Annotated in this window: 21 protein-coding genes; 7 read left to right on the top strand and 14 right to left on the bottom strand. The window is 62.3% G+C overall.

Translation table 11 applies throughout. From position 1 onward, the window contains the following. Positions 1 to 2: 2 nt before the first annotated feature. The 12 genes from V0U79_RS04250 to V0U79_RS04195 all read right to left on the bottom strand — a co-directional run bounded on the left by V0U79_RS04250 (position 3) and on the right by V0U79_RS04195 (position 13,085). Positions 3 to 881 carry a type II secretion system minor pseudopilin gene (locus V0U79_RS04250; protein WP_330198228.1) on the bottom strand — a complete coding sequence of 293 codons (879 nt, stop codon included), beginning with the start codon at positions 879 to 881 and terminating at the stop codon, positions 3 to 5. Further along, on the bottom strand, positions 878 to 1,522 hold the full coding sequence (locus V0U79_RS04245) for a prepilin-type N-terminal cleavage/methylation domain-containing protein (protein ID WP_330198227.1): 645 nt from the start codon (positions 1,520 to 1,522) through the stop codon (positions 878 to 880). Before V0U79_RS04245 ends, V0U79_RS04250 begins: the two co-directional genes overlap by 4 nt. Then, on the bottom strand, positions 1,519 to 1,857 hold the full coding sequence (locus V0U79_RS04240; RefSeq protein WP_330198226.1) for a type IV pilus modification PilV family protein: 339 nt from the start codon (positions 1,855 to 1,857) through the stop codon (positions 1,519 to 1,521). Before V0U79_RS04240 ends, V0U79_RS04245 begins: the two co-directional genes overlap by 4 nt. Continuing rightward, entirely contained in the window at positions 1,844 to 2,317 is a 474-nt protein-coding gene (locus tag V0U79_RS04235; protein ID WP_330198225.1) for a GspH/FimT family protein, read from the bottom strand. The genes V0U79_RS04240 and V0U79_RS04235 overlap by 14 nt, the downstream gene beginning before the upstream one ends. Beyond that, positions 2,289 to 2,690, bottom strand: a complete 402-nt coding sequence (gene gspG, locus V0U79_RS04230; protein ID WP_330198224.1) for a type II secretion system major pseudopilin GspG — start codon at positions 2,688 to 2,690, stop codon at positions 2,289 to 2,291. Before gspG ends, V0U79_RS04235 begins: the two co-directional genes overlap by 29 nt. Positions 2,691 to 2,699: 9 nt before the next feature. Beyond that, positions 2,700 to 3,896, bottom strand: a complete 1,197-nt coding sequence (locus tag V0U79_RS04225) for a type II secretion system F family protein (protein ID WP_330198223.1) — start codon at positions 3,894 to 3,896, stop codon at positions 2,700 to 2,702. Further along, positions 3,896 to 5,515, bottom strand: coding sequence for a GspE/PulE family protein (locus V0U79_RS04220; protein WP_330198222.1), 1,620 nt, complete (start codon positions 5,513 to 5,515; stop codon positions 3,896 to 3,898). The genes V0U79_RS04225 and V0U79_RS04220 overlap by 1 nt, the downstream gene beginning before the upstream one ends. Beyond that, complete coding sequence (locus V0U79_RS04215; RefSeq protein ID WP_330198221.1) at positions 5,515 to 6,567, bottom strand: rhamnan synthesis F family protein; 1,053 nt, start codon at positions 6,565 to 6,567, stop codon at positions 5,515 to 5,517. The genes V0U79_RS04220 and V0U79_RS04215 overlap by 1 nt, the downstream gene beginning before the upstream one ends. Continuing rightward, complete coding sequence (locus V0U79_RS04210; protein ID WP_330198220.1) at positions 6,564 to 8,669, bottom strand: class I SAM-dependent methyltransferase; 2,106 nt, start codon at positions 8,667 to 8,669, stop codon at positions 6,564 to 6,566. Before V0U79_RS04210 ends, V0U79_RS04215 begins: the two co-directional genes overlap by 4 nt. Positions 8,670 to 8,678: 9 nt before the next feature. After that, the gene (locus tag V0U79_RS04205; RefSeq protein ID WP_330198219.1) at positions 8,679 to 9,443 is read right to left on the bottom strand and encodes a prepilin peptidase; all 765 of its coding nucleotides are present in this window, start codon (positions 9,441 to 9,443) and stop codon (positions 8,679 to 8,681) included. After that, a complete protein-coding gene (gene gspD / locus V0U79_RS04200; protein WP_330198218.1) occupies positions 9,440 to 11,464 on the bottom strand; it encodes a type II secretion system secretin GspD in 2,025 nt (674 codons plus the stop codon). The genes V0U79_RS04205 and gspD overlap by 4 nt, the downstream gene beginning before the upstream one ends. Positions 11,465 to 11,534: 70 nt before the next feature. Beyond that, positions 11,535 to 13,085 (bottom strand): ArnT family glycosyltransferase, encoded by a 1,551-nt coding sequence (locus V0U79_RS04195; RefSeq protein WP_330198217.1) that lies wholly within the window; start codon positions 13,083 to 13,085, stop codon positions 11,535 to 11,537. Between the two features lie 341 nt (positions 13,086 to 13,426). Between V0U79_RS04195 and V0U79_RS04190 the strand changes: the two genes are divergently transcribed. The 5 genes from V0U79_RS04190 (at position 13,427) to V0U79_RS04170 (ending at position 21,440) form a co-directional block, all read left to right on the top strand. Next, positions 13,427 to 16,639: a TonB-dependent receptor gene (locus V0U79_RS04190; protein ID WP_330198216.1), complete on the top strand. Its 3,213-nt coding sequence runs from the start codon at positions 13,427 to 13,429 to the stop codon at positions 16,637 to 16,639. Between the two features lie 112 nt (positions 16,640 to 16,751). Next, positions 16,752 to 17,768 carry an agmatine deiminase family protein gene (locus V0U79_RS04185; protein ID WP_330198215.1) on the top strand — a complete coding sequence of 339 codons (1,017 nt, stop codon included), beginning with the start codon at positions 16,752 to 16,754 and terminating at the stop codon, positions 17,766 to 17,768. A 34-nt stretch (positions 17,769 to 17,802) separates the two neighbouring features. Continuing rightward, positions 17,803 to 19,032 carry a serine hydrolase domain-containing protein gene (locus tag V0U79_RS04180; RefSeq protein WP_330198214.1) on the top strand — a complete coding sequence of 410 codons (1,230 nt, stop codon included), beginning with the start codon at positions 17,803 to 17,805 and terminating at the stop codon, positions 19,030 to 19,032. A 12-nt stretch (positions 19,033 to 19,044) separates the two neighbouring features. Beyond that, positions 19,045 to 19,881, top strand: a complete 837-nt coding sequence (gene aguB / locus V0U79_RS04175) for an N-carbamoylputrescine amidase (RefSeq protein ID WP_330198213.1) — start codon at positions 19,045 to 19,047, stop codon at positions 19,879 to 19,881. Between the two features lie 5 nt (positions 19,882 to 19,886). Then, on the top strand, positions 19,887 to 21,440 hold the full coding sequence (locus V0U79_RS04170; RefSeq protein WP_330198212.1) for a GNAT family N-acetyltransferase: 1,554 nt from the start codon (positions 19,887 to 19,889) through the stop codon (positions 21,438 to 21,440). On the opposite strand, the gene V0U79_RS04165 is transcribed toward V0U79_RS04170, so the two are convergent. Both V0U79_RS04165 and V0U79_RS04160 read right to left on the bottom strand, forming a co-directional pair. Further along, positions 21,437 to 21,619: a hypothetical protein gene (locus V0U79_RS04165; RefSeq protein WP_330198211.1), complete on the bottom strand. Its 183-nt coding sequence runs from the start codon at positions 21,617 to 21,619 to the stop codon at positions 21,437 to 21,439. The genes V0U79_RS04170 and V0U79_RS04165 overlap by 4 nt on opposite strands. A 92-nt stretch (positions 21,620 to 21,711) precedes the next feature. Continuing rightward, complete coding sequence (locus tag V0U79_RS04160) at positions 21,712 to 22,362, bottom strand: MarC family protein (RefSeq protein ID WP_330198210.1); 651 nt, start codon at positions 22,360 to 22,362, stop codon at positions 21,712 to 21,714. A gap of 155 nt (positions 22,363 to 22,517) precedes the next feature. Here V0U79_RS04160 and cueR point away from each other — a divergent pair, with 155 nt between their 5' ends. Then, complete coding sequence (gene cueR / locus V0U79_RS04155) at positions 22,518 to 22,907, top strand: Cu(I)-responsive transcriptional regulator (RefSeq protein ID WP_373696440.1); 390 nt, start codon at positions 22,518 to 22,520, stop codon at positions 22,905 to 22,907. A gap of 128 nt (positions 22,908 to 23,035) precedes the next feature. After that, positions 23,036 to 25,321, top strand: a complete 2,286-nt coding sequence (locus tag V0U79_RS04150) for a copper-transporting P-type ATPase (RefSeq protein WP_373696439.1) — start codon at positions 23,036 to 23,038, stop codon at positions 25,319 to 25,321. The last annotated feature ends 17 nt before the right edge of the window (positions 25,322 to 25,338 follow it).

Genomic DNA, 25,338 nt, shown 5'->3' with positions numbered 1-25,338 from the left:
CGTCAATGATCCGGCTCCGGGTCGAGAAAGTCCGCATATCCGAACACATGGCTATGACGGGACAGCGTATCATACAAGCTTTGCTCGCCCGGAAGGCTGACAATTACTTCCCGCGCCAGCCGGGCGCCGCTGGCGGCTTCAGCCTCGACAAACAGGGCATAGATGGCCGGTTGTGCGGGATCGAACCGAGCGGCGCCATCGGATTCCGGTGGTGGGCGATTGCCGCGGCGGGCCGATACGATGCGGCGCGCATCACCAGCCGACACACCGGCGGCTTCGATCAGAGCGGGCGGCGCGTAGCGGGCCGCTACGGCTTCGCCGCCATGAATGGTCAGGTACGGCGCTGCCCGTTGGTAAATACCGTCGTCGACGCCGAGAACATTGCGGAATTCCTCGACCGCCAGGAAAGCCCGGTTGCCGGGTGGCATCTGCCCCGCCGCCCGATAGGCCGTGGCTTCGGCCCCGTTTTCGCCAACCGTGTCATCCTCATCGCGCCAGTCGATCATGGCACCGGCAATCCGACGGGCCGTCAGCGATGAGACATCGAGGTCTTCAAGCAGGGCTGTGAGCGTCTCGGCCGACCCGTGGTTGAGATCAAACCGGCCTGGCTCGGCCTGGGCCCGGATGCGCAGGCCGAGCCCGTTGATCTGCATCTCGTAGAGGCGGCCATCGGCGATCCAGCGATCATCTTCGTTCGACAGGCGCACGGCTGTCCTGGCGACAGCGCTGTCGATGGCATTGTCGAGCTGCAGACGCTCCATGCCGGCAAAGGCATAGGAGGTGGAGATGCGGGCCGCTAGCGCTGCCATTCCGGCTGTTACGGCCAGTGTGCCCAAAAGGGCAATGACGATAAGGAGGGAAAGGCCACGGCGATCATTCATGGTGCCGCTTCTCCCGCCGCTTCGGGATCGGGTGATGGTGCGGCACGCGGCAGGGTCACAAGGATGGCTGGCAAACCGCCGTCTTCGGTCAGGAATGCGAGATAGGCCGGAAAGGATTGTCTTTCTTGCCAGCTGGACTGCAGGCTTCTGGCATCGTTGCCATAGCTGAAGGTGAGAGGCTCCGTCAGTTCGAGCTCCCAGCTCTGGAAGGGCGGTCCTTCGGCGGTGCCGAATTCGTCGAGTGCCGACAGCCCGCGCCGGGACAGAAGGATCGCCGGCGAATCCGGAGCGCCGTCCGTGTTGTCCGGCGAGAGGATCTCCAGCCGGTACTCGTAAAGACCGGGGCGTGATGGATAGCCGGGATCTGCCGCGACAAAGGCCAGACGGGCTGCGCTGCCTTCGAACAGGATCGTACTCTGCTCTCCCTCGGCGGCGGCGGGCAGGCTTGCCGGCACAAGGCGCTCCAGGCGGCTGCGGATGGCATTCAGCGTGGCAGTCTGGCTTTCCCGGTCCATGCGGGCGGTTTCCAGCCTTTGCTGGAAGTCGATCGTGCGGCGCACGCCCTCGGACATGACGCCGATGGCCAGCGCGGTCAGCGCCAGCGCGACCAGAAGCTCGGCGAGGGTAAAGCCGCGCTTCATTGCGCTCCCTCCGATCGCACCGGCCGGTCGCGTTGCAATTCGATCGTCCGCCCGGCTTGTGTGGTTAGGGTGAGGGTCACCTGCTCCAGCCCGTCGAAGCCGGGCGTTGGTGCGACCGAGACCGTCCAGGCAAATCCTTCGGCCTCGCCCGTGCCGGGTTCACCTGAAGCGAACAGCATTTCAGCGAGGCGGATAGCGGTTTCGGTTTCCGCGGAGGCGCGTTCGGCGCGCGCAGCCGAGGCATAGACCTGATAGACCGAGGCGAGGCCGGCACTGGCGAGGGCCATGGCAATGACTGCCTCGATCAGGGTGAAGCCGCGCTTATTCGAACTCATCGGGGTCGACCTCCTCGATGCGGCCGGTAATCCAGCTGATCCGCAGCGCTTCCTGCCGGTTATCCAGGGTCAGAAGGAATGTACCGCCGGTCGTCACGCCTTCGGGGAAGAAACGTATGCTGGCGAGGTTTCCGTCGAGCTCATGTTCAGCGACAGTGGCGCGTATCTCGACGGCCCGGTCCAGCTGGAAGCTCTCCTCGCCAGGAAAAAGCGTCAGCGTCCGATCATCCAGATCGACCTGTAAAAGCGTGTCCTGTCCGGTCAGCCGGGCCTGAGTTTGTGCCAAACGGGCGGCCTGTTCGAGCTGGGCGAGGGAATTGTTCAGACGGCTTTGCGGTGAAGACCGGAACAATGCCGGGGCGACCAGCGCAACGGCCAATCCCAGAACGACCAGAACAACCAGCAGCTCGGTGAGCGTGTAACCCTTGCGGTTACTGGATATTGCGGAAAATGTCCGCATCCTCGCCCTCGCCGCCTTCCTCGCCGTCAGCACCATAGGTGCCGACCCGGGCCTGACCCGCGCCCAGATATTCATAGATATAGGGCTGGCCCCAGGGGTCATCGGGCACGCCGCGGCCGCCATCCATGACCAGAACCGACAGGCCCTCCCCGCCCGAAGGATAATCACCGTTTTCCAGACGATAGAAATTCAGCTGGGTGGCAATGCTCTCGATCTGGGATGTGGCGGTCTGGCTATTGGCCTGACCGATGAAGCGGAAGAATTGCGGCGCCACCAGCGTTGCGACCAGCGCCAGAATAAAGAGCGCCACCAGCAATTCGGTCAGGGAAAAACCCTTGCGGCGATCGACTGTCCGGCTTTGAGCGTTCTTCATGGCGGGCCTCTAGAGTCCGATATCGTTGATGCTGACCATAGCCAGCAGAATCGATATGATGACGATGCCTATGACAAGACCCGTCAACACAATCACGATCGGTTCGATGATCCGTGCCGTCAGCTTAGCATTCTGCTCGAATTGCGTCTCGTAGAAATCCGCCAACCGGCGGGAAGCCTCGCCCAGATCGCCGGTTTCCTCCCCGACGGACATCAGCTCGGCGGCCATGGGCGGCAGGACGTTGGTGGCCTCGATCCGGTCGGCAAAGCCGCGCCCGGTGCGTACCTCGGCCAGGGCATCGCCGAGGCGGCGGACGGCCCAGCGATTGCCCGCGGCATTAGCGGAAAGGCGCAGGGCGGGGGCTGCCGACAGCCCGTTCTTCAACAGAAGGGATAGCACCCGGCAAAAGCGCGCGGCGATGATCACCCGCATCGCCTTGCCGATCGCCGGCAGACCCAGCAGCCAGCGGTCGAAGGCCTCGTGAAAAGCCGGGCGCGTCAGGGTGAGACGCAGCGTAATGAAGCCGACGAGCAGCACTGCGAACACGTAGGGCGATACGGCGGCGATGGTTTCCGAAATCCCGAAAATGGTCGCTGCGGGTTCCGGCACCTCGCGGCCGATCTGCTCGAACAGGCCCCGGAAACGCGGGATGACGAAACTGACCAGGCCGGCCATGGCGACAATTGCCATGGCCATCAGGAAGCCGGGATAGGCCAGCGCACCCTGGATGGAGGCTTCGACCGCCTGCCTTTGTTCCAGATTGTCCGCCAGATCGCCCAATGCCTTGCCCAGAGCGCCGCCGGCTTCACCGGCCTCGGCAATTTCGGGGAAAGGCGCAGGGAAGACATCGGACCGTTTGGCGAAGGCTTCAGACAGTGACGCGCCGCCGCGAACGTCTGCCAGCAGCGTGTCGGCAATATTCTTCAGGCGTTTGTCAGCGGCGTGACGCGACAGGGCCGCCAGGGCCGGTTCGATGCTGAGCCCGGCAGCGATCAGCACCGACAATTCCCGGACAATGCGTGTCGCCAGCTTCCGGGAACGGCCGGATGCTCGGCGGGTGGCCGATTGGGCGGCCGGTTGCACGCGAATGGGGGTCATACCTCGCGCCGAAACGGCCGCGGCGGCGGCGGTCTTGTCAGCGGCCTCGATGCGGATGGTTTCTTCGCCGCCATCAGGCCGGATCGCGCGGACCGCGAAACTGGCCATCAGTTCACTCCGAGGACGCGGTCAACTTCCGCCGCGCTGGTCAGGCCGGCCTCGATCTTGGCCATGGCATCCTCGCGGATGGAGGCGATCTTCTTCTTGCGCGCCAGTTTCTCGATCTCGGAGGCAGCCACGCCGGGCTTCAGCGCATCCGACAGCTCGCCGCGCATGTCGATGAATTCGAAAACGCCGATCCGGCCGCGATAACCGGTATCCGAGCATTTCTCGCATCCCACGGCCTTCCAGGCGGATTTCAGGTCTTCCGGTGGCGTGTCGGGCTCCTTGCAGTCCTCGCACAGGCGCCGGACAAGGCGCTGGGCGACGGAGAGGCGGAGCGTGGAGCGCAACAGGGCCGGATCCACGCCCATGTCGATGAGGCGCGGCGCAGCACCGGCGGCGGTATTGGTGTGGACGGTGGCCAGGACGAGGTGTCCCGTCAGGGCCGCATTGACGGCGATCTCGGCGGTTTCGCCATCTCGCAGCTCGCCGACAACGATAACATCCGGATCATGGCGCAGCACCGAGCGCAGCACGCTGGCAAAGGTCAGGCCGATACCGGCATTCACCGCGATCTGGTTGACGCCCTCGATCTGATATTCGATCGGGTCTTCGATCGAAATCAGCTTGCGTTCGGTCGTGTTCAGCTGATCCAGCGCGCCGGCCAGTGTCGTGGTTTTGCCAGACCCGGTCGGGCCGGTCACCAGCACAAGCCCGAAGGGCGCATTGAGATGGGCAGTCAGTTCCGTGCGCTGGGCTTCGGAGAGGCCCAGATCGTCCAGCTTCACCTGTGTATCCCGGTCTTCGAGCAGACGGATGGTGACGCTTTCACCGTGAGCGGTCGGTGTGGTCGCAACCCGCAGGTCCAGTGCGCGGCCGGAAATCGTGACGCGGGCGCGACCGTCCTGCGGCCGGCGGCGTTCGGCAATATCGAGACTGGCGAGGATTTTCACACGGCTGGTGATCAGCCGGGCGAGGCCGGGCTTCGGGGAGGGCCGGTCATGTAGGACGCCATCAATGCGGAAGCGGATGCGCAGCCGGTCGCGGAAAGGCTCGATATGAATGTCCGAGGCCCGTGATTTCAGCGCGTCGGCGAACAGCTCGTTGACCAGGCGGACAACAGGCGCCTCGCTGGCGAGATCTTTCAGATCCTCACCATCGCCGAAATCCTCATCGAAACTGTCTGTGGCCGCATTGTCCTTGCCATAAAGCCGGCCCAGGGCGGCTTCGATATCCGCGAAGGCGGACACACGGATCTCGACCGGCTTGCCGGATGCGAGGCGTACGCCTTCAGCCGGTGACGGATCGGTCGGATCGGCGACGGCCAGGATGATGCAGTCTTCGGTTTCCGCAACCGGCAGCGCACAGGCATCAAGCAGGAATTGCGGAGAAATATTCCCGGCGTCGAGCTTGTGCCCGGGAAACTCGGATGGAGCGATCTTCTGCACGCCCGTGGCATTGGCCAGTGCATCGGCGATGGCAATATCTGACGCAGCACCCAGCCGTTTCAACGCTCGCGGCAAGCGCTCCCCGGTTTCCGCTGCAAGCCGCCGGGCACGGCTGATATCTGCCTCGGACAGGCCGGCGATTGTTTCGATCCAGCTGGTGTCCGTGGCCGCGTCCATCACACCACCCGGTTCTTGGCGATGGCGCGCAGATGCCGGACAACAAGGTCGGGATCGTATTTGCTGTTATTGCCGACGACGTCGCTCCACTCATACAGACGCGGCATACCGATAGGATTGGCGGTCAGGACTTCCCGTTTCATGAAGGGGAAGCCCTGGACGATCAGTTGGTCCCAGAAAAAGTGACAGGGATTCATCGGTGCGCCGGCATCGGCCAGTTCCAGCATCCGCTCCAGCAGTCTGCGATGCGGTTCGGGCAGGCTTTCATCGGCGAGCATTTCATTGTCACGCACCGTGTTGGCAAAGGCTGTGACCTGTGAGCGATAGGGGAAGAGAGCGGCGCATTTCAGTCCCTGCTGTTCAATGCGGCCGGTGAGGCCGATTTCGAGCTTGTTGATGATCCAGGACTTGGACTGGACGTGGGTCCAGTTCTGCCAGAGCGCCTTCACCCATTTGTTCCGCAGCGCCGCTGCGTGGAAAAACAGGAAATAGCTCTGCAAATGCCAGCGCGTGTCCCAGCTGTCGGTCATGCCCCAGACATCGGCTTTTTCAGCTTTGGCCTTTTTCAGAAGCGGTGCCAGCGGCTGGAAGGGGCCGTAAATGCTGTCATTGATCAGGATCAGCGAGTCGAGACGGTCATAATCCGGGACAAGAAGGACGCCGTCGCGATAGGCGCCGAAGTCATAGCCGCGATTGTGACGCCATGCGACCAGCCCGCAATGCGGCAGGGCTTTTGCCACCTCGTCCTCGGGAAATTCGGGGCTGTTGGAAACCAGAATGACCGTCCGGCCCGCCTTCTTCAGCGCCTTCATATGCTCGATGAGGAAGTCGTGGACGCGGCCCTTCATGTCCCAGGTCACAAGAATGGCGACATCGCGTGCCGAAGCAAGATTGTCCTTGCCGTCCCAGGTCTGGCGGACCATGGAGCGCGGCCCGATCAGCGTGGCGATCGTCCAGGACGTGAACTGCGCAATGTAATCCTTGCGCTCACGCTGGTCGAAAACCCAGCGCCACGGCCATTTGATCCAGCGTACATAGCGGCGCCAGCTCACGATAGAGCCTCCTTCGTGCCTGCTCCGGCGTTATACCTAGCCGCCAAATCCTTGATCCGCGACCCCAAATCTGGATCGGAGGGGTGCGTTTTCTGCAGCTGACCCAGCAAGGCCGGGAGCGTGTTTCGGCGCCGGGCTTCAGGCAGGCGCTCGGCGGCAATTGCCAGATGCAGCTCGGCATTGATGCGTTCATCACCGGACGCGAATTCCCGCGCGGCAGCAAACCAGCGCATCGCCTCGGTCGCATCCGGTTCGATATTGAGGTGATAGATCCCCAGGGCAAAGGCAATGGACGGTGTCTCTACCGGCCCCGCCTTCACCGTGCCGACAAGAGACCGGGCGGTCTCGACATCCTCTGAATTGAGGCTCTCGATGAAACGTTGTCCCGGATTGCCGGAAGGCGCTGCCATCGCATTCGCCCGTCCAACGAAAATGGCGTTCTCGGCCGGGTCCGTCATGGCTCCGGCGGCCAGGGTGTACCATTTGGCGGCGTCTTGCGACTTTCCGGCTTCCGCGTACAGGCCGGCGATGCCTGCCGCCGCATAGCCTTCCACTGCGGAGAAATCCTGTTCGCTCGCCAGCTGTTCATCCAGATGTCCCCGGACAAAGGGAAGAAGAACCGCAACCTCGTCATTTCGTCCTGTCAGGGCGCCTGCTGCAAAAACATGGCAGGCGATGCGATACCATTCTTCCCGCAAGGCAGGCGTTATAATGCCCAGTACTTTCAGCATCATGCGGGCAGAACGGCCGGGGCGCCGTGAGGCGCCGAGTTCGGCGGCGCTCAGGCGGCCGCGCAGGCCGAGATCCTCGGTTTCGCGGCAGGACGCATACATGGACGCGAAGACTTTCTGCATCGTCTCCGAGACCCGTGCGGCGGCCTCGAAGCCTTCGATAGCCTTCCTTGTACGACCGGCTTCGCGGTCGATACAGGCGGAGAAATAAAGCGCGCTGGTGAGCGAGAAGGGCTGCTGTGCGGCGAACTCTCTCAATCGCCGTCTTTCATTCTTGCCGTGCCGCACGAAAGCCGGGTTCAGGCTGCCCGGCACGTCCAGGCTGAACCCGTAATCTGCCAGCCAGCGTTGCTTGATGCGGGTGCAGATTTCCTCGGCCCTGTCCCATTGTCCGGTATGCACATACTCCTTCATCAGGCGCACGGCAAAGGCCGCAAAAAGCGAATGATCGGCGCCAAGCGCATCCATCCGGCCGGCCAGATAGGACTGCAATCGTGACCGGTCGGGCCGGGCATTGAAATCAACGTCGATCGGCCGCCTGGAGGCTGCCGCGAGAAGTGTCATCCCGTTTTCCTCGACCACGATGTGCGAGTAGCCAGCGCGGGCCAGCACGGACTTCAGGCCTTGCTTCGAGAAGATGACGACATGGTGGCCGGCCGTAATCACGGGCAGCAGGTCTTCCTCGCTCGCCTCCTCATGCACGACCGCGGCGTTCGGTGTCGTCAGCAGCAGGACACCATCGGGTGACAGCGCGGCCGTCAGGGATGTGATGAAGGGATCGGGATCCTTGACGTGCTCGATCACTTCCGAGGACAGGACGAGGTCGAATGACTGGTCGGCCAGTCTGTGTCCGGGACTGAGATAGGCCGCGACGTGGGTGTGACCGAGGTCTCGTGCGCCCGTGCGGGCCAGAAAGGATGGGTCGATATTGGCCGCCGACCAGCCCAGCTCGCGGCTGGCAAAATCGACCGAGAAGCCATAGCCGCCGCCGACCTCCAGCAGGGAATCGATGTCATCCATGCCGGCCCATGCCAGGGGCGCAATCATGGAGTCGAGCCCGGCACCGACCTCCAGGTAGAATTTCCGGGCGAGGTCGGCATCCTTGCGGCTTTCATACTCGAATACCTCTGCATCCGGGTAATGAAGCGTCCCGCAGGCTTCGCACTGATAGAGCGAATAACGTTCCCGCGGTTCGAAGGGCGGGCTGGCATCCAGCCGTTTGGGCATGAGGTGCAGTTCGTGACAGGCCGGGCAGATCAGTTCCCGCCAGCCATTCTCGCGCCATTTCATCCAGGGCTCTGCCCACATGCTGACGGGCTTGCGGGTCTGGGACCGGCTGGGACCGAGCTGGAGAGCGTGGCGTCTGAACACGAAAAGTCTTTATCCCGCAGTTGTTTGTACCAATGAAGGCAAACAATAGGCCAGATAACAGCCGGCTGCGAGACCCGGGCCCAGCGGGACGGGTGTTTCGGCCTCTGTCTTGCTGCCGAGAAGCTGCGCAATGGAGACAATGAAAAGCGTGACGCCGGCGCCGATTGCGACGCTCCAGGCCAGCGCAAAAGGTCCGGCCCAGGCCCCTCCGGCGGCCAGCAGCTTGGCATCACCCATGCCCAGGCCTTCGCGTCCGCGCAGGCGCCGGTAAAGCCAAGCGATGCCGGCAAGCGTGGCAAACCCCAGCAGGGCCGCCAGCAGGTGTTCGAGAAATCCGCCGGGGCCGCCTGACAGAAAGGCCAGGGCGAGGCCAGGCGGCACCAGTCCCAGCGTCACCACGTCCGGTAAAAGGAAAGTCCGCAGATCCACCAGCGCTCCGAACAGGAGGACCCAGCCAAACAGGCTGGCAGCGAGCGTCCAGCCGCCATCGAATGCCAAAACGGCGATCAGGGGAATGATCAGCGCTACGATCTCGCCGACCGGGTGCAGCGGCCAGATTGGCGCCCCGCATTTCCGGCATTTTCCTTTCTGCAGAAAAAAGCTGACGACCGGGATCAGTTCCCAGGGCCGCAGACGGTGCCCGCATTCACTGCAGGCAGACCGGCCGAGCGCAATCTGCCGCCAGTCCGGCCAGGCGCGGGAGGATGCGGTGATGAAGCTACCGATAAACGGGCCGGCGGCGATCAGGAAGACGTCGAGGAACGGGCCGATCAATTCGATTCCGGTGCGAGCAATTCCATCCGGCGGCGGATTTCATTGGTGACGGCGGCCGCTTCCTCGTCCGAATTGATCACGCGCGGTGTCAGGAAGATCAACAATTCCGTTCGCGAGGTGGTCGTCGAGGTCTGGCTGAAAATATCGCCGAGCACCGGAACGCTGGCGAGGCCGGGAATGCCGTCGCGCACCTGATTGCGGCTTTCGTCGATCAGCCCGCCCAGAATCACTGTCTGGCCCGACCGGATGGAAACCGTGGTGGACAGGGAGCGTGTGGAAATCGTCGGAGTCAGCGTGCTGGCGGTGCCACTGGCGACATTGGAGACTTCCTGCTCGATTTCGAGCGTCACCATGCCCGTGGACGAGACCCGTGGCGTCACGGTGAGAAGAACGCCGGTATCGCGGAACTCGACCGAGTTGACGACGGGCGAGTCCGGATTGACGACCGAGTTCGACTGGCGGGTCACGATCGGCACTTCATCGCCGACCTGGAAATTGGCAGTGGCATTATCGCGCACCAGAACAGTGGGCGAGGACACCACGGTCAGATCGGTCACGCTGGACAGGGCATCCAGCGCAACGCGGGCCGTGCCACCGGTCTCCAGCAGGACATTGAAACCCGGGAAATTGCCGTCGGCGTCGAACCCGTCAACGCCGAAGCCGCCACGCACGGAATCACCGACCCCGTCCACGCCATCGCCTTCAAAGAAGAACTGGACGCCATAGCGCAGCGTGTCATTCAGTGTGACTTCGGCAATGACGGCCTCGATCACGACCTGGGACGGCGTACGGTCAATGGCCTCAAGCGCCCGTTCGACCAGAGCCTGTCCGGCCGGGTCGGCAAGCACGAGAATGGCATTGTTGATGGTGTCGGCGATGACCCGGATACCGCCACCACCGCGTCCGCTGCTGCCGGAAGACGAGGCGGTGCCGGACTCCAGATCCGGGGCCACACCGCCCATCGCGCCATCGCCCAGCAATTCGCTGAGCAGGGCGGCGGTTTCCTCGGCTTCGCCGTTTTCCAGGAAATAGGTGCGCAGTGTGGAGCCATCAGCGCCGCCTGTATCGAGGCGGGCTACCCACTGGCGGGCCTGATCGAGCAGCGCACGGCTGGGCGCAATGGCCAGAATGGCATTGAGACGTTCGACGTCCTGCAAGCGCAGGGCGCCGGACGCACCATCCGAGCTGGCGGAATAGATCGTGCGGACTTCCTCGATCACGTCTTCCGCATTGGCGTTCGACAAGGGGATGAGTGCGACCGACATGCCGGCCATCCAGTCGACATCGAAAGCCTGAGCAGCGGCAGCGGCATTACGGCGCTCCGGCGCCGAACCGACAATCAGCAGCATGTTGCGGGCCGCATCAGCGCGCAGGGCGCCCGGCCGCGTCACCACGGATTCCATCAGTGTCCGCAACTCGTTGGCTGACACGAATTGCAAGGGCACAGCGGTTACGCCCCAGCCCGGCTGGTTGGCACCGGCGACGCGCGCCAGTCCGGATGTCTGGGCTTCACCGGCCGGCATGACGCGGTAGACCCCGTCGGCGAGTACCAGCGCCGCATTGTTGACCGACAGGCTGGCTTCAAACAGGGCCAGCAAGCCTTCACGCGACAGCGGGCGCGGCGTGTTGACCGTAACCCGGCCCTGGACCCGCGGATCGATCGAATAGGGCTCATCCAGCAGATCGCCGAATATTGTACGGGCGGCTTCATCGACGCGGGCATCGGCAAAATTGACGGTATAGGCACCGCCCGGCAGCGTATCGGCGCTGAGCGAGCCGGGGCGCACGCGCTGGCCGCTGCCGTAGATGATTTGTTCCTCGAGGCGGTTTTCGTCGCCGGCTTCCTGAATTGTCTGGCTGCCGGCATTGCGGATCTCACCCGTATTGGTGGCCGGGTTGGTATCGGGAAGCCGGGACAGTGGCCCGCCTGCCGGCAGTGTCGGCATGGAGGTCGCGCAAGCCGTCATGAAGACCGCCAGCAGCGCCACGCCCCATCCGCGAAGCCAATTCGTCCCTGCCATACGCGCAACCCTTTGAACCTGATTGTGTCTAGTTAAACCGGGACGCGCGCCACTGGCAAAGTGTTTCATGTCATTCGCTGCTGTTGTCAGCGGCGTTTGCCTCGGCCTGACGAGCCTCGTATTCGGCCGTTCTCGGCACACGATTATGCGTTGTGGCTTCATAAAGCGTAAAACGGCGGTCGGCGTGCCCACCTGTCGGTATGGCGATTTCACCGATGCGTTCCACGCCGCCGAAGTCGGCGACCAGGCGCGCGCGGTCATAAGCGCGTTCCGAAACGATCAGGAAGGGTCCGTGCGTGTTTTCATCGAGTCCCCAGACGGCCTCGGCGTGATTGTGCGGCGCAGCATAGCGCTGCCACATGCGGATCTCGACCGGCCAGTCGCCGCCATAGCGTTGCATCTGGTGAAAGACATTCCGGTCATCGAAGACAATCGCGTTAAAGTCTCCGGACTCAGCCGCTGTGCGAATGGCGGTGACGGTTTCCGGCCAGGATTGCAGATGGCGGACGCCGCGCGCCACATTGTTTCCGGCGACCAGGGACGGCTGAATTCCCACAATCGCGGTCAGAGCCCAGAACAGACTGCCGGCGGCTATTGATGCGGCCATCACATATCGCCGCCAGGCCGGTCCCCTAAGCAGGAATAACAACACCAGAAGCGTTCCTGCGACATAGGCCGATGCCGCCCAGTTGGCGTGGGCGCGGCTGATAAAGGCCTGTCCGGCGACAACCAACAGGGCCGGGATACCGAACAGAGTGAGGATCCGTTCAATCTGGTACTCCGGATCGCGCCAGTGCCGCCAGGCGATGATGGCTGCCGTGATCAGGAGCGGAAACAGAAGAAAGCCGAAAACGCCGAACTGGCCGCCGACGAATTCCAGGAACTCGCTGACATTGAACAGGCTTCCCTGCCAGTTGGCGTTGGCCGCCGTGTGCTGGACGGTGGCGAAATCATTGGCGGCATTCCAGGCCAGGTTCGGACCCAGAAAAGCCAGCAGAATGGCTCCGGCGAGCAGGCCACGCAGGCTCAGCAGGGCCCGGCGGGTCTGGGGGTCGAGCAGTACGGCAAGCCCCGTGCCGACAATGAAATAGATCGCCGCATACTTGGCCAGAAAAGCTAATCCCGTGAATATGCCGAGCCCGATCGCGAAGGACCAGCCGCCGCCTGCCCGCAGCCGCATCAGCATGAACAGCGCTCCCGCTGTCAGCGGCAATAACAGCGCGTCGGTCGAGATGACGGCTGCCGAAATGGCGATGCCCGGCATGGTCAGGTAGATCAGGGCAGCCCACAGGCCGGCCCATCCCTTCTTCAGGTCATGCGCAATCATCAGCAGGAAGCCGGCTCCCATGGCGTGGAACAGCACCGAGGGCAGCCGGATTGCGAAATCGGTATCGCCGAATATCGCGGTCGACAGGGAAATGACCCAGGCGATCAACGGGGGTTTCGAGAAATAGCCCCAGTCGAAAGTTTGCGACCAGACCCAGTACTGGGCCTCGTCGGGATAGAGCTGCAGCTGCGTCAGTCCCAGCGCGGCCAGCCGGAGGAGCGTGATGGCGAGGATCACCACCCAGCCCCATTGCAGGGGCGAAAACGACTCGGTTTCAGCGCGGTTCGCGGACATCGGCGCTTCCTGCCAAAGCAAGGTGTAACATACAAGCCTCACTTGCGTTCAAATGCGCAGTTTTCCACGCGGGCCGCTTACGCCATCATGGGCGATCTGTGAATTGTTGCAACGTCTCTCCGGAAACAAAATATAGCTGTCTTCTGATAGGTTTGGCACCAAGGATAGTTTTTCTTCCCGGTCAGATTGTGCGCCGCAGCATCGCGGACGCTGCGGTGCGTCACAAAAGCTTTACAATTGAGTCATTGAACCTTCTAGCAGGTCGCTTAATCCGCCGCCTTGTATCACCGGGGGCTGCTGCGTTTGCCCCTCTTCGTCGACTCGTGGGGATTGGAAGAACCATGTCACTTACTCGCAAGCTTTCTTACAGCGCGGCCGCAGCCGCCCTGTTTGCGTTGGCAGCACCTGCCGCTGTGCACGCTCAGCAGATTACCTCCAACATTCGTGGCTCGGTCACGACAGAAGACGGCGCGCCGATCCAAGGCGCCAGTGTCGTAATCGTTCACACGCCGACCGGAACCGCCTCCTCGACGGTTACCGGTGCGACCGGCCGCTATAATGCAACCGGCCTGCGCGTGGGTGGTCCCTACACCGTCACCGTGACGGCGCCGGGCTATAACGGAGAGCGTGTCGAAGGTCTGTTCGCTGCTGCGGGTGAATTCGTCGACGTTCCGGTGTCCCTGTCTTCGGGTGCAGCCCAGGACGTGATTGTTGTTACCGCTTCGGCTCTGAACCTCGGTGGCCTGGCGACCGGCCCGTCCGAGTCCTTCAACATTGATGACATCAACGGCCTGCCGTCGATCAGCCGCGACCCCCGCGACCTGGCCCGGATCTCCGGCTTTGCCAATCTGGATCCGGAAAACGGCGACGCCCTGTCGGTGGCCGGCTCCAACAACCGCTACAACTCGTTCACGGTCGACGGTGTGACCCAGAATGACCTGTTCGGTCTTAACTCGTCGGGCTTCCCGGCCGAGAACCGCGGCCCGGTGTCGATTGACGCGCTGGAATCCCTGTCCCTGGAAGTTGCTCCGTACGACGTTCAGTTCAGCGGTTTCACCGGCGGTACGCTGAACGCCGTGACGCGTTCCGGTACCAATGAGTTCCACGGCTCGCTGGCCTATTTCTGGACCAATGACAGCTATGTTGGTGACCGTACCGAAGGCGTGAACCTGACCTCTGCCGACTTCGAAGAGTCGACCTGGACGGCAACTTTCGGCGGACCGATCATCGAAGACCGTCTGTTCTTCTTCATGTCCTACGAGCTGTTCGAGCGGACCGACCCGCTCGGCGAAGCACCGGCCGGCGGCCCGGCTGCGCAGTTCACCGAGACCCGCGTCACGCAGGCCGAGGTCGATCAGATCCTGGGCATCATGCAGAATGTCTACGGTCTGGACCTGACGAACTTCAACGAAGCCGATCTGGCGAATGAGGACGAAAAAATCCTCGTGACCTTCGACTGGAACATCAACGAAGATCACCGCGTCAAGTTCACCTATAACTCCAATGATGGTACGTCGACGCAAGAGCGGAATGACGGTGCCAGCATCGGTACGCCGTCGACCTGGTATAACCGCGCCGAGCAGACCGAAACCTTCGCCCTGCAGCTTCTGTCGGACTGGACGGACAATTTCTCCACGGAAGTCCGGATTGCCCGCTCGACGCAGCAAACCGGCCAGAATTCCTATGACGGCGCCGATATTGCGAACTTCCAGATCCGCACCCCGACAGGCGGTACGGTTTCTGTTGGCCCGGACTTCTTCCGTCACGCCAACGAGTTGGAAAACGAACTGACCCAGTTCCTGGTCCGCGGTGAATATGTTGCCGGTGATCATGTGCTGTCGGCCGGTTTCGAACGCCGTGACCAGCAGACCTTCAACCTCTTTGTTCCGGGTTCGGAAGGCTCCTACGACTTCGACTCGATCACGGACCTGCAGAACCAGACCGCTTCGGCCCTGTTCTACCAGAATGCCGTGTCGAACAATGAAGACGATGGCGCTGCCAACTGGGAATATGCGGTCAACTCCTTCTACCTCCAGGACGAAGTGACCTGGAGCGATGCCCTGACCCTGATCTTCGGTGTGCGTTACGAGCAGTATTCTGCCTCCAACAACATCACGCCGAACGCTCAATTCCTGGCACGCACCGGATACACCAACACCACCACGATCGATGGTCTGGATATCTGGATGCCGCGTTTCTCGTTCAACTATGCATGGGATCCGGAATTCGGATTTGGCCTCCTGCAAACGACCGGCATCACCCTGCGCGGTGGCTATGGCTCGTTCTCGGGCGGCAGCCCGGCTGTCTGGATCTCCAACAGCTATTCGAACGACGGCGTGACCATCGACTCGGTCTTCATTCCGGGGCCGATCACGAATGTCAGCGCAACGGCTCTGCCGACGGCCGCCACGACCGGCCTGGCCGCTGGCGATGGCAGCGTGAACGCCCTGTCGCCTGACTTTGAAATCCCGTACGTCTGGCGTGGCTCGCTGGGTGCTGACGTGGAATTCGCTCTCGGCGATGTCGAGGGCTTCCTGTTCACCTTCGACGCCCTGTTCGATGATCGTCAGGACTCTCCGTTCTGGTTCGACGCATCGTGCGTGACGCCGGTGTCGCAGTCGCAAGTTGACGGCCGCCCGATCTACAATTGCTCGACGGCCCGTCAGGACATCGTTGTCCGCAATGTCGACGGTGGTGGCGGTACGACGTTGTCCTTCTCGTTGGAGAACGAGTTCGACAATGGCGTGTCGTTCTGGCTGAACTACACCAACCAGGACATTGACGAAGTGCACCCGGGTACGTCCTCGACGGCAACGTCCAACTATTCGGACCATGCCACTTCGGACCGTCAGAACCCGCTGGTTCGTCCGTCCAACTATGAGATCGAGCATCAGATCAATGCTCGCCTCGGCTGGCGCCATGCCTTCTTCGGTGAATACGAGACCCGTGCGGAACTGTTCATGGAACGCCGTTCCGGCCGGAACTTCTCCTACACCTATGGCTACAGCGAAGGCCCGGGCCGTATCTATCGCCGCATTTCGCCGTTTGGCATCAATGAACGTGCTGCCGATGATGAAGGTACGCTGTTCTACGTGCCGATGACCGACGCCAATGGCCAGGTCACGATGACGTCCGACCCGCGTATCAACTACACGGCTGGCTTCGACATCACCGGCTTCAACAGCTATCTGCAGCAGACCGGTCTGATCCGGTATGCAGGCCAGATTGCCCCGGCAAACGGTTTCCAGACGGATTGGTCGACCATTTTCGACCTTCGCCTGACCCAGGAAATTCCGGCCTTCTTCCCGCAAGCGGCTCGCGGTATCTTCTACATGGATATCGAGAACTTCGGGAATCTGCTCAACGACGATTGGGGCCGTTATGACCTGATCGGCTATGAGTACTTCCAGCCGGTTGTCGAGCTGTATCAATATGATCCGGTTGCAGGCACCTACACGTACGATGATGCGCGTGGTGTTCCTCACTCGAACGAGTTCCGGATCTCCCGCCGCTCGCTGTGGCAGATCCAGTTCGGTGTCCGTTACGAGTTCTAGTCACTCGTAGCCGGTTCAACCGGAACAAGGACAGGGGCGGTCTTCGGGCCGCCCCTTTTCTTTTGCGCGAAGACCGCTGGAAGGCAGCAGAAGAGCGTGCTAGCGGGAGGGAATGACGACACGTTTCTCCATCCCGCACGAATTTGCGCCGCAGGCGCGGATTTATACCTGCTGGCCAGCGGCGGCCGACCTCTGGGAAGACAATCTGGAGTCGGCCCAGGCCGAGTTCGGCGCCTTTCTGAACCTGCTGGCCGGTTCCGGCGAAACGGCGCAGGCCCTGACCATTCTTGCGGCGACGGATCAGGCCGAGGCTTCCGCTCGTGATCTGATGGGCAACAGGGCTGAAATCCTGCGCGCCGCCTATGGCGATGTCTGGGCACGCGATACCGGACCGGTTTTCCGCTTCCGGGACGGAAAGGCAGAAGCTGTCTGCTTCCGCTTCAATGGCTGGGGCGGGAAGTACGAGTTGCCGGGCGATGAAACGCTTGGCGGGGTCATTGCCCACGCCGCCGGGGTGAATGAACAGGCGGTCGATTTTATCTGCGAGGGCGGGGCGCTGGAGTTTGACGGGGCCGGCGGTGTTCTGACGACGCGCCAGTGCTTGCTCAACCCCAACCGCAATCCCGGTATCACCGAAAGTGAAGCCGAAAGCATTCTCAAGCAGGCCCTGGGCATCGAGACCGTCTACTGGGTCGAGGACGGGCTGCATTTCGACCATACTGACGGGCATGTCGACAATATTGCCCGCTTTCTGGCGCCGGGCGTGGTGGCCTGCCAGAGCGGCAGCGGCGCGGATGATCCGCAGGCCGATGTCCTGACTGCGATTGCGGACCAGCTGAAAGCCATGACAACGCCGAATGGCACGCCCTTCCGCGTGGTCGAGATTCCTTCGCCGGGCCGTGTAACGGACGAGGATGGCGAAGCTGTCCCGGCTTCCCACATGAACTGGGTCAGCGCGCAAAACCGCATTGTCATGCCGGTTTACGATGAAAAGTATGGAAAAGCGGCGGCCCGGGCCTTGCAAGACGCCCTTCCAGACATGACAATATTAACCAGTCCGGCACGGTCGATCCTGTCGGGCGGCGGGGCTTTCCACTGCGTAACGTGCAATCTGCCCCTACTGCCCTGACGAACATTTCCGGCCGGAAGTGAGGGGGAGGGGCATGCGCGCCCTGGGTGTAATCTTGTTGATGCTGACCGGATGGACGGCGCCTTCTGCGGCGTCCAGCCCGGCACTGTATGCGCAGATCACGCCGGCGGTGATTGCGGCCATGGAACCGACACTCGTCCTGCACCCGCCGAATTACGACACGCGCCTGTCCTATCTGACGCCCTTCCGGGCCCGGCTGGAGGACGTTGCCGCGCGTGACTACATGGCCGGACTGGCCGTGGCCGTTATCGATGATGGTGAGCTTGTCATGGTCTATACGGCGGGCGAGGAAGAGGCCGGCTCTGGCCGGATGATCACCGATCACACGCTTTTCCGTGCTGCCTCGGTTTCCAAGGGCATGACCGGCACGCTGATGGCGCTGCTGGAACATGAAGGCCGGCTATCGCTGGAAACATCCGTGCCGCGGGAATTGCTGCCCTTGCCCAATGGCCGCAGTGCGACCGTCGAGCAGGTCCTGGCACAGCGAACGGGCCTGGTTCCGCATGCTCTTGATCGCCAGATGGAACGCGGCATCGAGCTTTATGATCTGCGCAATCGGTTCCGCACACAGCGCGCCGTTTGCCGCCCGGGCGCCTGCTACAGCTATCAGAATGTCACCTATACCAGTCTTGAAACCCTGGGATCGCAAGCCGCCGGTTTGCCCTTCGAACAGGCCATGCGGGCCTGGGTGTTCGAGCGCCTGGGGATGACAGATGCCACGGTCGGTGTGGATGATCTCCGTCAGGCAGCCAGCTGGGCCCGGCCACACCGCCGCCGCGAACGGGTCGGCGGCCTGCCGGTCGCCGGGGATCCGGAATCCGCATATGATACGACGGTTTCGGCAGCAGGTGTGAATGTCTCGCTGCGCGATATGATCGCTTATGCACAGGCGCATCTCGGAATTTCGGGCCGCTTGCCCCGCGAAGTGCTGGAGCGTGTGCATACCAGCCAGGGCGATACGCCCGAGCAGACGCGCCGGCTTTACCGCCTGTCGGAGCGGATCAGCGAGACCGGATACGGTCTGGGCTGGCGGACCTATGACTGGAACGGGCGGCAATTGCTGACGCATTCGGGCTATCTTTCCGGCTATGGCGCGCAAATCTATCTGGAACCCGCGACCGGTTTTGCGTATGTGGGGCTGTGGAATGCGGACGGAGACGCGCCCTGGTGGCTGTTCCCGACGCTGATGGACTTGCGCACGGGTGACGGGCCAGGTGACTGGATCGACCAGCTCGACGAATAGAACGGATTTCTCATGGCCGAGAACAGGCTGAAGGTGGCGGCGCTGCAGGCGCCGTTCGGCCCGGACCTTGATGTGAATATCAGGACAGTGACGGATCTGGTCCGTGAGGCTGCGGGCCGGGGCGCGCAGATCATCCTGCCGCCGGAATTGTTCCAGGGTCCCTATTTCTGCAAGACGCAGGAAGAGCACTGGTTCGAGACCGCCTATCCGGCGATGGATCATCCCTGCGTGACAGCCATGCAGCCGCTGGCCGCCGAGCTGGGTGTGGCGATTCCGGTGTCCATCTTCGAGAAGGACGGACCCTGTTACTACAATTCCCTGGTTATGCTGGATGCCGACGGATCAGCGCTGGGCGTATACCGCAAGAGTCATATTCCCGACGGGCCGGGCTATATGGAGAAGTATTATTTCCGGCCGGGTGATACCGGCTTCAGGGTCTGGCAGACGCGTTTCGGCAAGATCGGCGTCGGGATCTGCTGGGATCAATGGTTCCCGGAAGCGGCCCGTGCGATGGCTCTGATGGGTGCTGATATCCTGATGTACCCGACCGCCATCGGGTCAGAGCCGCATGATGACAGCCTGGATACGGCCGCCCGCTGGCGCCGCGCCATGCAAGGCCATGCCGTGTCCAATGTGATGCCGGTGGTGGCTGCCAACCGCGTGGGGGACGAGGACGGGCAGGTGTTTTACGGGACGTCCTTCATTGCCGATCATGCCGGCGCCATTGTCAGCGAGCTGGACCGGCAGGAGACCGGTATGATCACGGCCGAATTCGACCTCGATTTTCTCAACCGGCACCGGGCGGCATGGGGTTTTTTCCGTGACCGCCGGCCGGAATTCTACAAGTAGGGACCATGTCCGCAGGCGATAATCCGCAAACCAAATCCGCTCGCATTGTCATCCGCAATGCCGAAGCCGGCGATATCGACGATATCATTGCCCTGCAAAAGCGGGCCTTTCCGAAGATGGAGCCGGACTCGCCCGGTATGATCCGCGGGCGGCTGGAGCGTTTCCCGGAAGGCCAGTTTGTTGTCGAGCTGGACGGCGAACTGGCCGGCTGGGCCTCGACCTTTATCGTTGATGAGGCGATCGCCTTTGCCGATCACACGCTCGACAGTATTACCGGCCATGGCTACGGCTCGCTGCATAATCCGGAAGGGGACTGGCTGTACGGTGCGGAAGTCGCGGTTGATCCGGGCGTGCGCCGGATCCGCATCGGGCAACGCCTGTACGATGCACGCCGCGGATTGTGCGAGGATTGGGGTCTCAAGGGGATTGTCTTTGGTGCGCGCATCCCGTCCTTGCGGCGCAAGATCAAGGAATTCGGTTCGGCCGAAGCCTATCTCGAGGCGATCCAGGAAAAGAAAGCCAAGGATCCGGTCTTGGCTTTCCAGTCACGCCTGGGGTTCGAGCCGGTGCGGCTGATGAAGGATTACTATCCCGAAGACCGGGAATCGCTGGGGCATTCCGTGCTGATGTCCTGGCAGAACCCGGCCTGGGTAGAGGATGAAAAGGCACCGGTGCGGCCGGAGCCGCGGACCATCCGCGTGGCCTCTGTGCAGTTCCAGGCTCGCGCCGAAGAAAGCCTCGAGAAGTTCGAACGCAATGTCGAATATTTCGTCGATGTCTGCTCGGACTACCGGGCGGATTTCTGCGTCTTCCCGGAAATGTTCACGGTCGCGCTGCTGGCGCTGGAAAAGCGGCGCCTGTCACCTGAGGAATCGATCAACGCGCTGAGCCGGCATACGCCGCGCTTTATCGAGTTCATGCGCGGGCTGGCGGTCGGTTACAATATCAACATTATTGGCGGCTCTCATCCGACCCAGACCGAAGATGGTGATATCCAGAATGTTGCCTATGTCTTCCTGCGCGATGGATCGGTCCATGCCCAGGAGAAGATCCACCCGACGCCGAACGAGAAGTTCTGGTGGGGCATCAAGGGCGGTGACGAGGTCCGCACCATCGATACCGATTGCGGGCCGATCGGCGTGCTGATCTGTTATGACGCCGAATTCCCGGAACTGGCGCGCAAGCTGGCTGATGAGGGGGCGGGCATATTGTTTGTGCCTTACGCAACCGATGACAGGACCGGCCATTTGCGGGTGCGCTATTGCGCCCATGCGCGGGCGATCGAGAACCAGGTTTTCGTCGCCACGGCCGGCAATGTCGGCAATCTGCCCGGCGTCGAGAACATGGATGTGAACTATGCCGAGAGCGCCATTATCACCCCATGCGATTTCCCGTTCGCCCGCGATGGTCTGGCGGCGGTGGCGGCAGAAAATGTGGAGACGATCGTGGTCGCCGATGTGCGCCTCGATGATCTGACCTCGGCCCGGCATTCGGGCACGGTGCGCAATCTCAGCGACCGGCGGTTCGATCTCTATCGTGTTGTCTGGAACAAGCGCTAGGCGGCGCTACGGCGCGGCAGGGCCATGCCCATCACGACTGCGATGGCAAGGGCGGGCCAGAGAAAGGCGATGCCGGCGTCGATATTTCCATGCGTAAAGGCAACCGCGCTGGCCGTTACACCGGTCAGTACCAGAGCCAGAACTGTCAGGAATACCGTTAGCCTTATCATGGCCGCCATCTCTCCCATCCGGAACGCATCCTATCGCAGAGTCTTTAAAAAACGCTTGCGGCGGGATTTGGGCGCCGGAAGGAAATTTGCAGTTCCTTGCCCTAACCGCCCAGCAGCGCGCCGGAAATCCCGTCGAAGATGAATTGCGCGGCGAGCGCGGCCAGGATGACGCCGAGGATCCGGGTGATCATTGCCGCCAGCGTATCGCCGATCAGCTTCATCAGCGGGCCGACTGCCAGGAAGATCACCAGGCACATCAGGAGGTTGGCCAGAAGGCCGCCGAAAATGGCCAGCTGACCCGTCAGCGTGCCACCATCACCCGACATGAACAGCATGATGGAGGCAATGGCGCCCGGCCCGGCCAGCATGGGAATGGCCATCGGAAAGACGGAAATGTCTTCATGCGTGCCGGGAATGCTCTCGTCATCATGCGCCATCTTGTCGGCGCGTTCCTCGCGGCGCTCGGTGCGGCGCTCGAAAATCATTTCCAGCGCGATCAGGAAGAGCAGCACCCCGCCGGCGGCGCGGAAGGCATCAAGGCTGATATGCAGGGCGCCCAGCAGCCATTCACCGCCAAAGGCGAACATGATCAGAACGCCGGTCGCGATGGCCACCGACTTGATCGCCATCATGCGCCGGTGGGCGGGCGTGGAACCCTCGGTCAGCGCGGCGAAGATCGGCGCAACGCCGATCGGGTCGATGACCACAAAAAAGGTGACGAAGCTGGCGGTGAGAAGGGCGATATCAAGCATGACACAGATCCGGAATTCGAATGTGGTCCGGCCCTAACATGCGGCATGCGGCTTGGCGATACCCGCTTTTGCATAGGCGGTTTGCGGGTGACCTTGCCCACGTCGGCGATTGGATGGATGCTGAAGTCATAGCTGCGCTGCACGGAGGCCTTGCCATGAATGTTCAGGGCGCATCGCGGGCGACCGGCCTGCCTGCCAAGACCATTCGATACTATGAGGATATCGGACTGGTCTCGCCAGCACGCCAGGCCAATGGTTACCGGCACTTTTCGGAAAACGACCTGCACAAGCTGACATTCCTGGCGCGTTCGCGCTCGCTGGGTTTCTCGATCGAGGACTGTCGCCAGCTGCTGTCGCTCTATGATGATGCCGACCGCAGTAGCCGCGATGTCAGGGCGCTGGCGGTCCAGCATATCGCGGATGTTGACCGCAAGCTGGGCGAGCTGAAGGAGATCCGCAAGGTATTGTCAGGACTGGTCGAGGCCTGTGAGGGCGACCATCGCCCGGACTGTCCGATCATGGACAGCCTGTCCGGCGAGGCGTGACACATCGCACGCGCCCATCCCGCGGCTTGCAGAAGACCGCTTGACCTTCCAGTTGCTGGAAGGCGCAGGATCGCTTCATCGGTTGAAGAGAACAGGTGGTGCAATCACCTGTTCAGGAGCGCAAGACAATGGAAAACGACCCGAAAACTCCCGCCAAGCCCTGCCACGGTCACGGCCATGGCGATGCGGCCCATCACCCTCACGATGTCCATGGATCGCACGATCATGCCGGATGCGCGGCGAAATCGGCTGATGACGGCAAGAATTATGACAGGGTTCCTGCCGGTTATGACGGACCCGTCTATACCTGTCCGATGCATCCCGAGGTTCGCAAGCCTGGGCCGGGAGCCTGCCCGATCTGTGGCATGGGACTGGAGCTGGAATCGGCCGGGCACACTGATGCCGGGCCCAATCCGGAACTGATCGATTTCACCCGGCGTTTCTGGCTGGGTGCTGTTCTGACACTGCCCCTGCTTGTCCTGGCCATGGGGCCGATGATCGGCCTGCCTGGCGTGCGTTCTCTGTTTGGAGAGCGGGGGTCCCTATGGGCCGAACTCGCACTGGCCACGCCGGTCGTTTTCTGGTCCGGCTGGCCGTTTCTCGAGCGCGGCTGGCACTCCTTCCGGACCCTGAATCTCAACATGTTCTCGCTGATCGCCATGGGCGTAACGGCCGCCTGGACGTTCAGCGTCGTGGCGGTGCTGGCGCCCGGCATCTTTCCAGACGGGTTCCGGGGCGCGCACGGCCATGTCGCGGTCTATTTTGAGGCGGCGGCCGTTATCGTTGTTCTGGTTCTCCTTGGGCAGGTCATGGAATTGCGGGCGCGCGAGGGGACCGGCGAGGCCATCCGTGCCCTGTTGGACCTGTCAGCGAAAACCGCCCGCATCCTGCGCCCTGACGGCACGGAAGAAGAGATTCCGCTGGAGCATGTCCAGCCCGGTGACCGGCTGCGGGTGCGTCCCGGCGACAAGGTCCCGGTTGACGGATTTGTCGTCGAGGGCCGCTCTTCCATAGATGAAAGCATGATTACGGGCGAGCCGGTTCCGGTGGAGAAAACGCAAGGCGATCCGGTCACGGGGGCGACAATCAACGGCACAGGCAGCCTGGTAATGGAAGCGGCGCGTGTGGGCGCTGATACCGTGTTGGCGCAGATTGTCGACATGGTGGCGAGCGCGCAAAGATCGCGCGCGCCGATCCAGAAATATGCCGACAAGGTTTCCGGTTTCTTCGTGCCTGCCGTTATTGCTATTGCGGTCATGTCGTTTGTGGCCTGGGCGGTCTGGGGGCCGCAGCCCGCCTTGTCCTATGCGCTGATATCTGCGGTATCCGTGCTGATCATCGCCTGTCCCTGTGCGCTGGGGCTGGCAACGCCGATGTCGATCATGACCGCTACCGGCAGAGGCGCGCAGGCCGGTGTTCTGATCCGCAATGCAGAGGCGCTGGAGCGGTTCGAGACCGTTGATACACTGATTGTCGACAAGACCGGTACGTTGACCGAGGGCAAGCCGCGTCTGGTCGCCGTTCTGCCCGAGGCCGGTCACGATGAAGACAGTGTACTGCGCCTGGCGGCCTCGCTGGAGCGGGGATCTGAACACCCTTTGGCCGAAGCGATTGTTCGTGGAGCAGAAGAACGCAGCCTGGCCCTGGCGACCAGCGAAGCCTTCGAGGCCATCACCGGCAAAGGGGTAACGGGGCGGGTCGATAACCGTGACATCGCTCTGGGCAATGCACGGCTATTGTCGGATCTGGGCCTGCAGAGCGAGCGGCTTGCATCCGAGGCAAACGAACGACGCGACAATGGCGAGACCGTGATGTTCGTGGTTGTGGACGGGGCTATCGCGGGCCTGGTCAGCGTGGCCGACCCGGTCAAGGAAACCACACCGGCTGCTCTGGACGCCCTTCATGCGCTGGGCTTCCGGATCATCATGGCGACCGGCGACAATGAACGCACGGCGCGCGCTATCGGGTCGCGCCTCGGCATTGACGAGATCCGCGCCGATGTCCTGCCGGCCGACAAGGCCGCGATTGTCCGCGAGCTTCAGGCAGAAGGACGCCGCGTGGCGATGGCCGGTGACGGCGTCAACGATGCACCGGCTCTGGCGCAGGCCGATGTCGGCATTGCCATGGGTACGGGCGCTGATGTGGCGATCGAAAGCGCCGGGATCACACTGGTCAAGGGCAATCTCGACGGGATTGCCCGCGCCCGGCGGCTGGCTCGCGCGACAATGCGGAATATTCGCGAGAACCTGTTCTTTGCCCTGGTCTACAACGCTGTTGGTGTGCCGATTGCGGCCGGGATATTGTTCCCTGTCTTCGGCATGCTCATCAGCCCGATGTTCGCCGCGTTCGCGATGAGTGCCTCGTCTATATCCGTCGTGCTCAACTCGTTGCGGCTGCGCAGAACGCGGATATAGTCGCCGGGCTCACAACT

The organism is Hyphobacterium lacteum (genome assembly GCF_036330345.1).
Lineage (GTDB): Bacteria > Pseudomonadota > Alphaproteobacteria > Caulobacterales > Maricaulaceae > Hyphobacterium > Hyphobacterium lacteum.
This window is presented reverse-complemented; position numbering and strand designations above follow the sequence as displayed.